General features: G+C 60.1%; 18 protein-coding genes. 6 read left to right on the plus strand and 12 right to left on the minus strand.

What is annotated here, in order from left to right:
• Positions 1-29 precede the first annotated feature (29 nt).
• From ABMC88_RS14735 to fabD, 4 genes are all read right to left on the minus strand, one after another.
• Entirely contained in the window at positions 30-563 is a 534-nt protein-coding gene (locus tag ABMC88_RS14735; protein ID WP_349577654.1) for a GNAT family N-acetyltransferase, read from the minus strand.
• Between the two features lie 164 nt (positions 564-727).
• Positions 728-961, minus strand: a complete 234-nt coding sequence (locus ABMC88_RS14740) for an acyl carrier protein (RefSeq protein WP_005852881.1) — start codon at positions 959-961, stop codon at positions 728-730.
• A gap of 207 nt (positions 962-1,168) precedes the next feature.
• Positions 1,169-1,906, minus strand: a complete 738-nt coding sequence (gene fabG, locus ABMC88_RS14745; protein ID WP_349577655.1) for a 3-oxoacyl-ACP reductase FabG — start codon at positions 1,904-1,906, stop codon at positions 1,169-1,171.
• A 21-nt stretch (positions 1,907-1,927) separates the two neighbouring features.
• A complete protein-coding gene (fabD, locus tag ABMC88_RS14750) occupies positions 1,928-2,860 on the minus strand; it encodes an ACP S-malonyltransferase (protein WP_349577656.1) in 933 nt (310 codons plus the stop codon).
• Between the two features lie 143 nt (positions 2,861-3,003).
• Between fabD and ABMC88_RS14755 the strand changes: the two genes are divergently transcribed.
• Positions 3,004-4,197 carry a cytochrome b/b6 domain-containing protein gene (locus ABMC88_RS14755; protein WP_349577657.1) on the plus strand — a complete coding sequence of 398 codons (1,194 nt, stop codon included), beginning with the start codon at positions 3,004-3,006 and terminating at the stop codon, positions 4,195-4,197.
• 60 nt (positions 4,198-4,257) lie between these two features.
• Here the strand turns inward: ABMC88_RS14755 and ABMC88_RS14760 are convergent, their stop codons facing one another.
• Both ABMC88_RS14760 and ABMC88_RS14765 read right to left on the minus strand, forming a co-directional pair.
• Positions 4,258-4,827, minus strand: a complete 570-nt coding sequence (locus tag ABMC88_RS14760) for a YceI family protein (RefSeq protein ID WP_349577658.1) — start codon at positions 4,825-4,827, stop codon at positions 4,258-4,260.
• A 123-nt stretch (positions 4,828-4,950) separates the two neighbouring features.
• Positions 4,951-5,445, minus strand: coding sequence for a hypothetical protein (locus tag ABMC88_RS14765; protein WP_349577659.1), 495 nt, complete (start codon positions 5,443-5,445; stop codon positions 4,951-4,953).
• Positions 5,446-5,708: 263 nt separating this feature from the next.
• On the opposite strand from ABMC88_RS14765, the gene rpsF reads away from it, so the two are divergent.
• From rpsF to rplI, 3 genes are read left to right on the plus strand one after another with little or no spacing between them, the layout of a single operon-like run.
• On the plus strand, positions 5,709-6,062 hold the full coding sequence (gene rpsF, locus ABMC88_RS14770; RefSeq protein ID WP_349577660.1) for a 30S ribosomal protein S6: 354 nt from the start codon (positions 5,709-5,711) through the stop codon (positions 6,060-6,062).
• Positions 6,063-6,090: 28 nt separating this feature from the next.
• The gene (gene rpsR, locus ABMC88_RS14775; RefSeq protein WP_039018159.1) at positions 6,091-6,318 is read left to right on the plus strand and encodes a 30S ribosomal protein S18; all 228 of its coding nucleotides are present in this window, start codon (positions 6,091-6,093) and stop codon (positions 6,316-6,318) included.
• Positions 6,319-6,330: 12 nt separating this feature from the next.
• Positions 6,331-6,960 (plus strand): 50S ribosomal protein L9, encoded by a 630-nt coding sequence (gene rplI, locus ABMC88_RS14780; protein ID WP_349577661.1) that lies wholly within the window; start codon positions 6,331-6,333, stop codon positions 6,958-6,960.
• Between the two features lie 301 nt (positions 6,961-7,261).
• Here the strand turns inward: rplI and tig are convergent, their stop codons facing one another.
• Positions 7,262-8,593, minus strand: coding sequence for a trigger factor (gene tig, locus ABMC88_RS14785; protein ID WP_349577662.1), 1,332 nt, complete (start codon positions 8,591-8,593; stop codon positions 7,262-7,264).
• A gap of 110 nt (positions 8,594-8,703) precedes the next feature.
• The gene (locus ABMC88_RS14790) at positions 8,704-9,000 is read right to left on the minus strand and encodes a DUF2312 domain-containing protein (RefSeq protein WP_349577664.1); all 297 of its coding nucleotides are present in this window, start codon (positions 8,998-9,000) and stop codon (positions 8,704-8,706) included.
• Positions 9,001-9,100: 100 nt separating this feature from the next.
• Between ABMC88_RS14790 and ABMC88_RS14795 the strand changes: the two genes are divergently transcribed.
• Together ABMC88_RS14795 and ABMC88_RS14800 are read left to right on the plus strand one after the other, a co-directional pair.
• Entirely contained in the window at positions 9,101-9,340 is a 240-nt protein-coding gene (locus ABMC88_RS14795; protein ID WP_349577665.1) for a hypothetical protein, read from the plus strand.
• A gap of 126 nt (positions 9,341-9,466) precedes the next feature.
• Positions 9,467-9,889, plus strand: a complete 423-nt coding sequence (locus ABMC88_RS14800; RefSeq protein WP_349577666.1) for a protein tyrosine phosphatase family protein — start codon at positions 9,467-9,469, stop codon at positions 9,887-9,889.
• Between the two features lie 3 nt (positions 9,890-9,892).
• Here the strand turns inward: ABMC88_RS14800 and ABMC88_RS14805 are convergent, their stop codons facing one another.
• The 4 genes from ABMC88_RS14805 to ABMC88_RS14820 all read right to left on the minus strand — a co-directional run bounded on the left by ABMC88_RS14805 (position 9,893) and on the right by ABMC88_RS14820 (position 14,630).
• Positions 9,893-11,137, minus strand: a complete 1,245-nt coding sequence (locus tag ABMC88_RS14805; protein ID WP_349577667.1) for a FliM/FliN family flagellar motor switch protein — start codon at positions 11,135-11,137, stop codon at positions 9,893-9,895.
• Positions 11,138-11,266: 129 nt separating this feature from the next.
• Positions 11,267-13,975 (minus strand): ATP-binding protein, encoded by a 2,709-nt coding sequence (locus ABMC88_RS14810; protein WP_349577668.1) that lies wholly within the window; start codon positions 13,973-13,975, stop codon positions 11,267-11,269.
• Positions 13,975-14,253, minus strand: coding sequence for a hypothetical protein (locus ABMC88_RS14815; RefSeq protein WP_349577669.1), 279 nt, complete (start codon positions 14,251-14,253; stop codon positions 13,975-13,977). The genes ABMC88_RS14810 and ABMC88_RS14815 overlap by 1 nt, the downstream gene beginning before the upstream one ends.
• Complete coding sequence (locus tag ABMC88_RS14820) at positions 14,253-14,630, minus strand: response regulator transcription factor (RefSeq protein ID WP_349577670.1); 378 nt, start codon at positions 14,628-14,630, stop codon at positions 14,253-14,255. Before ABMC88_RS14820 ends, ABMC88_RS14815 begins: the two co-directional genes overlap by 1 nt.
• Positions 14,631-14,651: the final 21 nt, after the last annotated feature.

The following is a 14,651-nucleotide window of genomic DNA, read 5'->3' on the forward strand; positions in this document are numbered from 1 at the left end:
GCACGCCACTGCATCCTAAAGGCGATGCGTTAGACCGGCGGCCCCTTGCGGGTCATCAGCATCACGTCCTCGCCCTCGATCCGCGCATAGCGCAGCGGCTCATAGCCAAGCGTCTGCGCAATCCTCAGCGACCCTGCATTTTCAGGCGAAACCATGCACACCGTGCGCCCCGCCACCACGCGGTCAAACCAGTCATGTGCGGCCTTCACAGCATCCGTGCCAAAGCCGCGCCCCTGAAACGCAGGGTCCAACACCCACCCCGCCTCGGGGAAAGGGTCAAAATCATCGCCCAAGTCACGCGAGCCAAAGAAGAAACCTGTCTGGCCCGCCATATCGGGATGGCCGTGGATCTGCACCGCCCACTGCCCGAACCCCGCAATCTGCCAATGGCCGGCATTGCGCAAAAACGCATCCCAACTGCGCGCCTTGGGCCAAGGTTTGCCGCCGATATGGCTCACGACCTCGGGTTTGGCCCAAATATCCGCGAAACGCGTGAAATCTTCGGTCCGCATACCGCGCAGCGTCAGGCGTGGCGTGTTGATGGTGGGAATGGTGCGGGACATTAGGCGCTTTCAGGCAATGACAAACAGGTCAGACCGCCAGAATTGCCGCACCGCCGCTGGCACGACAAGCGTTAATTACCCCCGGAATCAAAAACGGCGCCGATCCGCAGATCAAAGCGCCGTTTGAGTATTTTTACGCCGAGCGAACCCGGACAGAGGCTTCCTTAGGAAGCTTCTTTGATGAACTTCACCGCATCGCCGAAGGTCTGGATGTTTTCGGCCGCATCATCAGGGATCTCGATGCCGAATTCTTCTTCAAAGGCCATAACCAGCTCGACAGTGTCGAGGCTGTCTGCGCCCAGATCGTCGATGAACGAAGCGTTCTCAACTACTTTGTCTTCTTCCACACCAAGGTGTTCAACAACGATTTTCTTTACGCGGTCTGCGACGTCGCTCATACTTTAGTCCTCACTATTGGGCCATGCGGCCCCTTTTGGGGTTCTGCCGGATCGGTTTAACCGAAACGGATCAGAAGGTGCCCTTATCACAGGGCGGCTCGTTTTCCTTGATACTCAAGGGACAGGGCAAAAACATCGCCCCGTATTTCGTCTCTGCGCCCCCTTTAGCATATGATGCGGGGGACGCAAACGCTTTCCCAAGCGCTTTTACAACATGGCCATGCCGCCGTTCACATGCAAGGTCGCCCCTGTGATATAGGCAGCTTCGGCACTTGCCAGATAGACAACAGCGCCTGCAATCTCGTCCGGTGTGCCCATGCGGCCCGCAGGAATCTGCGTCATGATACCGGCTTTTTGATCGTCATTTAGCTTGTCTGTCATCGCCGTCTCGATAAACCCGGGCGCAATCGCGTTCACGGTGATCCCACGGCTTGCGACCTCGTAGGCCAGACTTTTCGACATGCCCACCAGCCCCGCCTTGGACGCGGCATAATTCGCCTGACCGGGGTTGCCCGTGGCGCCCACGATGCTCGAAACATTTACAATCCGGCCCCACCGCGCCTTCATCATGCCGCGCATCACACCTTTGCACAGCTGGAAGGTCGCGGTCAGGTTCACATCCAGAACCGACTGCCATTCATCATCGGACATCCGCATAAACAGATTGTCGCGGGTGATGCCCGCATTATTCACCAGAATATCAACCGAGCCCATGGCCTCGGCCGCCTGCTTGGGCAGAGCTTTGACAGCTTCCATATCGCTGAGGTTACAGGGCAGCACATGAGCGCGCGAACCCAGCTCGGCGGCCAGCGCCTCCAACGGCTCGACCCGCGTGCCGGACAGGCCAACAGTGGCCCCCTGCGCGTGCAAAGCGCGGGCGATGTCGGCACCGATGCCCCCTGATGCGCCTGTGACCAGCGCGTTCTTTCCTGTCATATCAAACATATATCTTGTCCTTTTATCTCTTTAGCCCGCAGCAGCGGCTTGCACATCTGCCGCCAAGCCCACATTGCGCAGGGTGGCTTCTTTGTGAATACGGCGGATCATCCCGGACAGCGCTTTTCCTGCGCCTATCTCCCAGAAGTCGGTCACGCCATTCGCCACCATCCACTCCACCGAAGTGCGCCAGCGCACGCGGCCCGTCACCTGCTGCACCAACAGATCGGCAATGGGGTCGGCTGTGCTTACACTCTCGGCCAGCACATTGGCGACCAATGGCACGGCAGGCGCGTTCAACGTGACCTCGGCCAGCGCTTTTGCCATCTCATCCGCCGCAGGTTGCATCAACGCACAGTGGAACGGCGCCGACACAGGCAAAGGCAAGGCGCGCTTGGCCCCTGCCGCTTTGGCCAGATCAATGGCCCGCGCCACGGCCTCGGCATCGCCTGAAATCACGTTCTGCGTGGGGTCGTTCTCATTGGCCAACTGGCACACACCGTCGCCCGCGGCTTCCTCGGCCACTTGCGTCACCTGATCGGCAGACAGCCCCAGAATCGCCGCCATTGCGCCCTGCCCCACAGGCACCGCCGACTGCATCGCCCGCCCCCGCGTGCGCAGCAAACGCGCCGTATCCGCCAGCGAAAACACCCCCGCCGCACAAAGCGCCGAATATTCGCCAAGGCTGTGCCCCGCGACAAAAGACGCACGCGAAACCTCGACGCCTTCAGCCTCAAGCGCCCGCATCGCCGCGATCGAGGTCGCCATCAACGCAGGCTGCGCATTCTCCGTCAGGGTCAGCGTTTCAATATCCCCCTCCCAGATCAGCGCGCTCAGGCTTTCGCCCAATGCCTCGTCAACCTCGTCAAAGACGGCCTTGGCCGCGGGATAAGCCTGCGCCAGATCGCGCCCCATGCCGATGGTCTGCGCCCCCTGCCCGGGAAATACAAATGCTGTGCTCATGGCCGATGCCTCCTTTTAATGTTCAGTCGGGTTTAGCGAAGCACGCCCCCCCTCACAAGAGCGCACACCCATTGCGCGGTGGCACAGATTGCCTCTACCGTCAGGTGCGATACATAAACCCGACACACACCACGGAGAACGACATGGCGCTGAGCAATACCCCCACCACATACGGCAGCGTCACCCGCACGCTGCATTGGATCACGGCCCTATTGGTGATCACCCTGATCCCGGTGGCCGTCATCGCAAACCGGCTCCCCTATGAGACGTCCGCACAGCTGGACCTCAAAGGGTTCATGTTCTCGCTTCATAAAACACTTGGGGTCGCGGTTTTCTTTGTCGCCTTGCTGCGCATCGTCTGGGCGCTCTCGCAGCCCAAACCCGCCCCCCTGCACCCTGACCGCAAAACCGAAACGTTTTTGGCCGAGACCGCGCATTGGCTGCTTTATGGCTCGCTTGTACTGGCGCCGCTGTCGGGCTGGGTGCATCACGCGACCACCATCGGATTCGCGCCGATCTGGTGGCCCTTCGGCCAAAACCTGCCGCTGGTGCCAAAATCCGAAGCGCTAGAGGGCATTACATACGGGCTGCACTGGGTTTTCGGTAAGGTAATGGCCGCCACGATCCTGCTGCACGTCCTCGGCGCGCTTAAACACCAGTTCGTCGACCGTGACGCCACACTGCAACGGATGCTGCGGCACACACCCGACATCGCCGTACCGCCCGCCCAGCCCCACATACGCGGGCCCTTGGTCGCGGCTGTTGCGGTCTGGGGCGTTGTGCTGGCGGGCGCTGGCGCATTCGGGCTCTATGCCTCGCACGGCACGGTGATCGAGACAGCCGAGCTTGCGGATGTGGCCTCGGATTGGCAGGTTCAGGAAGGCACGATCAGCATCACCGCCAACCAGTTCGGCGGCGATGTCACAGGCAGCTTTGCCGATTGGACCGCCGACATCACCTTTGACCCCGCAATCACCAACGGGCCTGCCGGCTCTGTCGAGGTGGTGATTGCCGTAGGCTCGCTCACCCTTGGATCAATGACCGATCAGGCGCTTGCCCCTGATTTCTTTGACGCACGCACCTATGAGACAGCCGTTTTCAAAGCGGATCTGATCACAGGCATCGACGGGCATGAAGCAATTGGTACACTGCAAGTGCGCGACCAGACGGTTCCTGTCACCATGCCCTTCCGCCTGTCGCTGAACGGCGATGTGGCAACCGTGCAAAGCAACCTGACACTACAGCGTCTCGACTTTGGTGTGGGGGCGAATATGCCGGATGAAAGCACCCTGGCTTTCGACGTGGGCGTCGCCATCTCTCTCACAGCGACACGCTAAACACAAAAAGGCCGCGCAGATGTCCTCTGCGCGGCCCTTCATCTTACCAGTATTAAAGGCTTACTCGGCCTTTTGCGCCTCGATCGAGATTGCAACGCCGACTTCGTCACCGACAAACGGTGCGAATTTGCCAAGGTTGAAGTCCGTGCGCGTCAGCGTGGTGGTCGCGTCGAAACCGGCCCAAGCTTTGCCGGCCATCGGGTGCTCGCCCGCTTTGTTCAGCTTGGCATCCAGCACGACAGATTTGGTCACGTCGTTCATGGTCAGATCGCCAGTGATCAAGGCTGTGCCCTCGCCCGTTACCTCAATCGCGGTAGAGGTGAAGGTAATCATGTCTTCGTCCGCTGCGCCAAAGAAGTCGTCGGACATGAAGTGCCCATCGCGCTGCTCCCAGCCTGTGAACATGGATTTGGTGGGCATCGACACGTTCACGCTTGAGTTGGCGGGGTTTTCTTCGTCAAACATGATCTCGCCCTCAAACCCCGAGAACATCCCGTAGGTCGTGGAAAAACCAAGGTGGTTGTAGTTGAACACAACCTGCGAATGGCTGGCATCCAGCGTGTATTTGTCAGCGGCAACCGCCATAGAGGCCGTGGCAGACAACAGCGCGGCAAGAACAAAAGATTTCATCAGGTATACTCCATATATGTGATGTACGTATACTTGATGCGGCGCGGCAAAACCTCAATGCCGCAGGGGCAAACAATGATGGTGCGCGGATGAACAATGCGTGATCGGCGCAGATAACGCCCGTTAATCGAGCTTGCCCGCCTGACGCAGCACAGCCAACAAGGTTGCGTGGGCTGTCGCATTGCTCAGCGTGATTTCCGCCAGCAGACGCCCCTCGGCTGCCCAGAACGCGATATGGCGCCCGCTTATTTCTGCTGTTTGCAGATCCTCAAACGCGCAGCGCTCGATCACGCGGCGCTGGTTATTTCCCTCGGACCGCACCAGACGCAGCTCTCCCTTTGCGGTATCAATCTCGACCGAGGGCGGCGAAGGCGGCAGGCTGGCCTGCCAAAAGGCCAGCGCGGCGTACACTGTCCCGATCGTGACGCCCATCTTGAACAGCATCACATCGCTTTCCATTGACCCTCCGGGGATCAACCAGATCATCACACCGACAAAAGCCGCCGTCACGGCACCACCCCGCGCCAGCATCCGCAACAGCGTGCGCGTCCCGTCCAGCTTATAGGGGACACCGATCGACGGCGCGTTTCTGAAGGCGTAATCTGCTGTCAGTATCATCGGATGGTCCTCTCTGTGCGGTTTCGTCGAAAATGATTGGAAAATTGGACCAAATCGCGGCCCCCGCTGGGCAATGGCACGGCGATCACACGCCGCCTGCCCGATTGGCCCCCGCCCCCTGCATCAAGGCTTGCACGCATCCGCATAGGGTGTATACGCACGCTACCTTTGCAAAACGATTTAACCGCGCAGACTCTCGTGGTAGGGCCGCAAAGGATCACTGCCCTGCCTATGAAATGCGCTTTGACATAAGTGGAGCACTCATGCCGCTATATGAGCATGTAATGATTGCGCGTCAGGATTTGTCCAACACGCAAGCCGAAGGCCTGATCGAGCATTTCGGCACAGTCCTGTCCGACAACGGCGGGGCCCTCGTGGATCACGAGTATTGGGGCGTCAAAACGATGGCCTACAAAATCAACAAGAACCGCAAAGGCCACTACGCCTTTCTGCGCTCCGATGCACCGGCACCTGCCGTGCAGGAGATGGAACGTCTGATGCGCCTGCACGACGACGTAATGCGCGTTCTGACCATCAAAGTCGATGCGCACAAAGAGCTGCCATCGGTTCAGATGCAAAAACGTGACGAGCGCCCCGAGCGCCGTGAACGTCGCTGATTTTGGCTTGAGAAAGAGGACCTAAACCATGGCATCAAAACCATTTTTCCGCCGCCGCAAAGTCTGCCCCTTCTCGGGCGACAACGCGCCAGCGATCGACTATAAAGACACGCGCCTGCTACAACGCTACATCTCCGAGCGTGGCAAAATCGTGCCTTCCCGTATCACCGCAGTCTCTGCGAAAAAGCAGCGTGAACTGGCCCGTGCCATCAAACGCGCCCGCTTCCTCGCCCTGCTGCCCTACGCTGTGAAATAAGGAGTAGAATACATGCAAGTTATCCTTCTCCAACGTGTGCCGAAACTGGGCCAGATGGGCGATGTCGTAGACGTCAAACCGGGCTATGCGCGCAACTTCCTGTTGCCCCAGAAAAAAGCACTCACCGCATCCAAAGCGAACATCGAAGCGTTCGAAGGCCAGAAAGCACAGCTGGAAGCCCAGAACCTCGAGACCAAAGCAGAAGCCGAAGCAATGTCGGCCAAACTGAACGGTCAGCAGTTCGTTGTGATTCGCTCTGCATCGGACGCAGGCGCGCTCTACGGCTCTGTCACAACCCGTGACGCCGCCGAGGCCGCAACAGCCGAAGGCTTCACCGTGGACCGCAAACAGGTTGTCCTGACCGCGCCCATCAAAAACCTCGGCGTGCACGACGTATTGGTCGTTCTGCACCCTGAAGTTGAAGCCACAATTGAGCTGAACGTTGCCCGCTCTGCTGAAGAAGCAGAACTGCAGGCAGCCGGTAAATCCATTCAAGAACTCGCAGCGGAAGAAGAAGCCGCCGCCGAATTCGAGATTTCCGAACTGTTCGACGACATCGGTTCCGCCGCTTCCGAAGACGACGATCTGGCCGACGCAGTCGCCTCCGACGACGAAGCACCAGCGGCAGACGAAGACAACTAAGTCTTACACGTCCTACCAACACGAAACGCCGCGCATACCCTGCGCGGCGTTTTGCGTTTGGGGCCCTGCCAAGGCCCCACAGGCCCCTAAGACAGCCAAGCGTCGCCCGCTCACCACAGGCCCGCTATAAAGCGCAGCACAGGGGCAATCCGACCCGTCCGGGGCTGCGCAACGGGTCCTCGGAAAATTCGAATTTTCCGGCCGGAATTTTCAAAAATTCCGCGCCCCGCCCTCTCACTACCACCGCACAAAAAAGGGCCGCCCCTGAGGGCAGCCCTTTCAAATCAGTCTGTTGCCAGAGTTACTCTTCTTCGAGCGCCTCAACAGCCTTTTGAAGATCGTCCTTGGAGACTTCTTTCTCCGTCACGGCGGCCTGCTCGAACACGTGGTCAACGACCTTGTCTTCAAAGATAGGCGCACGCATCTGCTGCTGCATCTGCTGGTTTTGCTGTACGAATTCAAAGAACTGGCGCTCTTGACCCGGGTACTGACGCGCCTGGTTCATGATCGCTTGGGTCATCTCGGCGTCTGTCACTTCGACACCGGCTTTCTGGCCCAGCTCTGCCAGCAGCAGGCCAAGGCGCACGCGGCGGGTCGCCAGCTTGCGGTGCTCGTCTGTTGTCTCGATCTCGGGGTGATCGTGGCCCTCGACCTCTGGGTTATCTTCATGCCACAGCTGGTGGGCAATCTGGCCCGCTTCGGCATCCAGCAAGGATGGCGGCAGATCGAAATCAACCATACCGTCCAGCGCATCGAGCAGACCACGCTTCATGACGGCGCGTGACGCGCCCACATATTCCGCTTCCAGACGCTCACCGATCTGAACCTTCAACGCGGCCAGATCTTCGGCACCGAATTTGGTGGCCATCTCGTCGTTGATCTCGGCTGCGACAGGCTCTTTCACTTCTTTGATGGTGCAAGAGAACACAGCCTCTTTGCCCTTCAGATGCTCAGCCTGATAGTCATCGGGGAAACTGACGGTCACGTCTTTCTCTTCGCCTGCTTTCACGCCAACCAGCTGCTCTTCGAAGCCGGGGATGAAGGAGTTGGAGCCCAGCGTCAGCGGGTAATCCTCGGCAGAGCCGCCTTCAAACGCTTCGCCGTCGACCTTGCCTACGAAATCCATGACAACCTGATCGCCGTCTTTCGCTTTGGAGCCTGCTTTGCGGGCCTTAAAATCTTGTGCGGTTTCGGCCAGTGACGCCAATGCTTCGTCGATCGACGCATCGTCGGCTTTCACAACCATTTTTTCCAGCTTGATGCTGGACAGGTCCAGCTCGGGGATTTCCGGCAGCGCTTCGTAGGACATATCGACCTCTACGTCGTCGCCCTCTTTCCAGTCTTCGTTGGTCATTTTGACGTCAGGCTGCATCGCAGGGCGGTCGCCTGATTTCTCGAAGTGGTCGCTCATCGCGCTGTCGATGGCTTCTTGCATTGCTTCGCCCATGACGCGCTGGCCAAAGTTCTTTTTCAACAGTGCCATCGGGACTTTGCCCTTGCGAAAGCCCTTCATCTCGACGTCAGGCTGCGCTTCTTTCAGCTTGTCGTTTACCTTGGTCTCCAGCTCGGCGGCTGTAACCGTGATGCTGTACCCGCGTTTCAGACCTTCGTTCAGCGTCTCTTTGACCTGCATGTTTGCTCCATAGCGATTGGCCGCGCCGTGCTGCGCGGGCTAAAAAATTTGTGTTCTTCTATTGGTGGGGAGGCGCAGGTGCAAGACCCGTTTCGCCTCTCCCCGCTGGCCTACATGCCCAGCGCTTCTTTATACATGTCCAGTACCGCCTCTTCTTCGGCGATGTCGTCGGGCTCGCGCTTGCGCAATGCGATCACTTTGCGCAGGACTTTGGTGTCATAACCGCGTGATTTCGCTTCTGCCATGACTTCCTTTTGTTGCTCGGCAAGGTCCTTCTTCTCGGCGTCCAAACGCTCGATCCGCTCGACAAACTGGCGCAGTTCGTTGGCGGTAACCTTGTACGAGGCGTCGCCCGCGTCCTCAATCACCCCCGAAGGGCTGGCGGGGTTGGTGCTATAATCGCTCATATCTGCTCCTGACGGTTCGGTTTGCGCGTTGCTAACCCGCCCCCCGCGCCCCTGCAAGGCCCCCTTGATGCGGTTAGGCGATTATCCTATTGGCAGGGGCATGGAACAAAGCACATCATCCCTGTTTGACGCAATCATCTGGACCGGCACTGCGATCTCGCTGTCGGGTCTGTGCCTTCTTATCTACTGCATCCTTCGGGTCAGCCGCGCCAAACGCGCAGGGCTGGAGGACGAAGCCATGCGCGCAGAGCTGAAAAAGGTCGTGCCGCTGAATCTGGGCGCGCTGTTTATCTCTGTCATCGGATTGATGATGGTAATTGTCGGGATCTTTCTGGCCTGACGCGCCTCGCTACGGCGTTAGGTGCAGCGCAATGGTTCAGTCAAAGGGGGGCGTCCCCGACTCAGATCACCTGCGGGCGGCAGGTGTGCTGGACAGATCCTTCGCTGCACAGTAAATACCGCGCTCATGGATATTCGCCAACTCACCCCCCGCTATTACGTCGCCCCGCAAATCTCGCCTGATCAGATGGCCGCGCTGAAAGAGGCGGGCATCACCCGCATCTTGTGCAACCGCCCCGACGAAGAAGTCCCCCCCGCCTTGAGCGCGGCCGCCATTCAGGCCGCTGCCGAAGCTGCGGGCCTGTCGTTTTGCGTCCAACCCCTGACCCACGCGACCATGACCGAAGAGGTCATCGCCCGTAACCACGACATCGGTTGCGCGCAGGACGGTGTGACTTTGGCCTATTGCGCCTCTGGCACACGGTCGTGCATCGCATGGGCATTGGCGCAAGCAGGTCAGCAATCCGCAGACGATATTCTGGCCGCCGCTCGGGCGGGCGGCTATGACCTGGAAAACATGCGCCCTTATCTAGAGCAGCACGCCCCCTGATCGCTACAGACCTGCCTGTTTGAACTGCCCTTCGGCATCATCGTCCGAGGGCAGATCCATCAGGCTGTCGGCAGCGGCAGAGGCCACATCGATGTCTGGCAGATCAGGCAAGTCCGGCAGATCGCCAAAAATGTCTACATCCGACATGCTGGGGATATTGTCACCTGCGTCAAAGGCAGGGCCGCCCCCGACGTCCATCTCCAAACCGTCGCCCCCCATCGCGTCGAAAGCGGGCATGGCGGTCATATCAGGCAAGGCATCCATCTGCCGCATCCCCCCACCTGTAGGCACACCTACGTCAGGCAAGTCGAGTTCGGCACGGTCAGAGGCGCGCCTACGCGGCTCTGTGCGCAGTTTGCTCTTTTGTTGTTCAACCTGAAGGGCCCGCATCCCGTCGATCTGGCCCAGCGTGCCACGGCTGAGGATGCGGCCGTTGCTGTCCAACACCAGTGTCTGCGCCATAGACGACAGGTTCAGGTCGACCACATCGCCAACTTTCAGCGCTGTTACCTGCTGCAATGGCAGGCGCAGGCGGGTCAATGCAATGCTCAGCTCCGCTTTCAGCTCCATCACGTGCTTATCAAGGGTCGGCTTAGGTGCGGGTGCTGCATCCTCAGACCCATCCGCGCCCTCCTCTGTTTCTGCGATCCGAACGGGTTCGGGCAGCAACAGCAACAATTTGCCCGACCGCGCCCCCGCTGCCATGTCCAGCGTCATTTCGATCGCCTCATAGCGGGGGGCTTGTAGCCCCAGCAGCACATGGCGCGGCTCGTTCGCCCAAACGCCAAAGCGGTAGCCCGTCAGCAACTCGCGCGCGTTTTCATCTTCTGGCAGGGTGGCGGCGCGGGTCAGCAACGCCTCGACAAAGGGCGCACAAAGTGCGGCATCCGTGGCTGTATTGGGCCGCTGTGACGGCGTCCCGATCACCGGAGTAATATTGCCCATGGTTTGTTGCTGGATGAACCCAGTCACTAACGCAGGCTCCATTATCGCGGCACCAATCTGCCCTGCCCGCCCCTCTAACATCAGCAACAGCGATTCTTCAGGCACCAACGGCTCCAGCTTGTTGCCGTTTACACTGGTCCGGGTGATGCTGAGCGCGGCAAGCGCCATGTCAAACAGCGCTTCGCCCTGTTTTGCCGCCGTCAGGCGCAAGGCACGCCCCAAGGACATCTCGCGGGCTGCATAAGCCTCGCGCCCTGTGCGCGCTTTGCGCTGCACCAGTGATGTCGTCTGCTCGGCGCTCATTTTTATCGCTACCCCTTACCCGTCATGTGCCCCGCGCCAATCGTCTGCACTGCCAAATCAAATGCAGGCAGGCCATAGTCGGCGGGCAGTGTCAGGGACCGTGGTAAACGCGAATGGTTACCAGCGCCTTTATGTCGGGAACAATCGTCTATCACGGGCTGGTACGCCAACGTGGGGCAATGTCACATCAAACCGCCCCCCCGTCCCCAGCGGAACATAGGAAATATCCCCCCCCAAACGCGTCACGATCTCGCGGCAGATGGCCAGCCCAAGGCCCGCCCCCTCAACCGCACCTGCGCTGAGACGGGCAAATTTCTCAAAGATAAGGGTCCGGCCCTCATCGGGGATACCGCTGCCGTTGTCCTGAAAGGCGATGATCACCTCATCTCCCTCGCAGCGCACGGCGATGTCCAGCTCTGGCACATCCGCGTCACAATATTTGATCGCATTTGTCACAAGGTTTATGAACACCTGCCCCAAACGATCCGCATCCGTAAACAGTGCGACATCTTCGGCCTGCGCATCGCGCCGCACGTCCAGCTTGCGCGCAGAGCTGGCCTGCGCGGTGGTCACTGCCCGCTCGATCACATCATGCAAGCTGACGCGCTGTTCATTCAACGACACCTGCCCGTTTTCCAGAACCGACAAATCCAGCAGATCATCCAGCAACCGCGTCAGGCGGATGGTTTCCGAATGGATAATCGAAGCATAGCGCGTCTGCTCCTCTGCGCTGAGCCCCTGCATATCGCGCAGGATTTCCGAGAATGACCGGATCGAGGTCATGGGCGTGCGCAGCTCATGGCTGATCTGGCTCAGGAAGCTGTCTTTTTGCAAGGACAGCTGGGTCAGTTTTTCATTGGCCAACCCCAGCTCACGCGCGGTCTGCGCCACCTCGCGGGATTTCGCCTCAAGCTGGCTGGAGTATTCCAGCAATTGCGCCGATTCGTCGGCCACAGCGATCAGCTCTTCCACCGATACCGCCTGCCCGCCAATGATCTGGCCTACCATCGCATTGGCCGTGGCGGCCCCTACCGCGCCCGCCAGCTCGCGTTCCAGTGCTTCGACAAATTCGGGCGTGGGCGTGGGCAGGCTGCCGCTGCGGCCCTGCACGGCGGCCTGCCGCTCAAAGAACGCCTGCGCCTCGTCCGCGCCCAACAGACGTTGCGACATGATCATCAGGTCATCGGCCCCGCCCTCGGACCCGGCCCACCCGCGGACCGAGCCCGAGGAGTGGTCAAAAACATTTACAAACTGCGCGCCCTGCAACCGCTCCAGCGGTGTGGGGAAGGTGAAGATCGACACAAGGAAGAAGGCAAGCGCGTTGAGCGACAGGCTCCACCATACCGCGTGTACGGTGGGGTCCAACCCCGTGATGCCGAACAAGGCTTGGGGGCGCAGGGCGGTCAGGCCGAACAGGCCCTGCTCGAACACCTGCGCCGACAAAACAGCATCCGCCCCGAAACTGGGCAGCAGCATCGTATACATCCAGATCAAAAACCCGAGGCTCAGCCCCGCAGCGGCCCCCAGACGCGTGGCCCCGCGCCAGAAAATGCCGCCGATCAGGGCGGGCAGAAACTGCGCCACCCCGCCAAATGAAATCAGGCCGATCGCGGCCAGTGCCCCCGACCCGCCGGAGGCGCGGTAATACAGATACCCCAGCGAGATGATCAGCATGATCGACACCCGCCGCGCACGGATCACCACATCACGCACATCCCCCGACTGATGCGCACCCGACTTCTCCCGCCTCAGCCATAAAGGCATGACGATATGGTTCGACACCATCGTGCTAAGCGCAAGCGTTGCCACGATCACCATCGACGTGGCCGAGGAAAACCCGCCCAGAAAGGCCAGCATCGCCAGCCCGTTTTCGCCCTGGCTCAGCGGGAGGGTCAGCACAAACAGATCAGGGTTCGACCCTGCGGGCATCAGCTCCAGCCCGACAACGGCGATGGGGATCACAAACAGGCTGATCGCTAGCAGATAGAGCGGGAAAGCCCAGCTGGCAATTTGCAAATGCCGCTCGTCCTCGTTTTCGACAACCATGACCTGAAACATGCGCGGCAGGCAGACAAAGGCCGCCGCCGACAGCACGATCAGCGCGCTCCACCGTCCGCCGCCGGCCTGCCACGTCCCGATAGGCGAGGCATCAATGCGGGCAAATGTCTCGGACATACCGCCTGCCAGCCCCCAAACAACAAAGATGCCCACCGCCAGCAGCGCAATCAGCTTGACCACCGCCTCGACGGCGACAGCGATCACCACGCCGTGGTGGCGTTCGTTCACATTCAGGTTGCGGGTGCCGAAAACCACGGTGAACAGGGCCAGCCCCGCCGCGACCCACAGGGCCACATTGCCCTCGAACCGCTCGGCGGCGGCGCCCTCAATGGTGGCAAAGATCGAGACGGACAGGGTCACAGACTGCAATTGCAGCGCGATATAGGGGGTCACACCGACCACTGCCATCGCCGTGACCATGACCGCCAACAGGTTCGACTTGCCATACCGCGCCGAGATCAGATCCGCGACAGATGTCACCCGTTGTGCGCGCCCGATGCGCACCAAACGGCGCAGCACCCACCACCAGCCAATCATCACCAGGGACGGCCCCAGATAGATCGTCACATACTCCAGCCCCGACCGCGCAGCATAGCCAACCGCGCCGTAAAACGTCCAGGCCGTGCAATAGATCGACAGCGACAGCGTATACACCAGAGGCGAGCGCAACAGCCCACCCGCCTTGCCATTCAGCGCCGCACGCTCTGCCAGAAAGGCAACCAGAAACAAACCTGCCACGTAGGCCAGACAAACCGCAATCAGCTGATCGAGCGAGACCATCAGGCAGACGGGCCATCAGTGGCCTGCACGGCCTCGTCCTCGGGTCGCAATCTGCGCCACAGCGCGAATGACGCGGTAATGGCCAGCACCCAGACGGTAAACAGATAGCCCAAGGCCGAAGACAGCGTCGTGGACGCGCCCGCCTCTGCGCTGTTGGGCCACATGGCGGGCACCACCAGCCACAATACGGCACACAAAAACGGCAACATCCGCAGCCCGTCCATGATGCGGCGGCGGCGGTAGCTGCGCCGCTGCAAGAACAGGGGCGATTGGGGCATCAGTGCGTTATATCCGCTGTCAGTTCACGCACGGCAGACAGGATTTCTTCGTTCGAGAAAGGTTTGGTCATGAATTTGCTGACCCCTGCCTGTTCGGCCATCTCGCGGTCGCGGGCCTGCCCACGGGCGGTCAGCATCAGAACGGGCAGCCCCTCAAGGCTTTCATCACTGCGCAATTCAGCCAGAATTTCAAACCCTGTTTTGCCGGGCAACATCACGTCCAGCATCACCAGATCGGGCCGTGCAGCGCGGATCACCTCTGTGGCGTTGCCACCATTGGCCAGCGTCTCGACACGCCAGCCTTCGCGGCCCAGCAAAAAGCGGATCGCCTCGGCGATGTTCGTCTCGTCCTCAACAAGCACCACATGTTTGGCCATGTCTGTGTCTCCTCCCCTTGA

Origin of the sequence: Sulfitobacter aquimarinus (assembly GCF_040149565.1) — a bacterium.
GTDB classification, from domain to species: Bacteria; Pseudomonadota; Alphaproteobacteria; order Rhodobacterales; family Rhodobacteraceae; genus Sulfitobacter; species Sulfitobacter aquimarinus.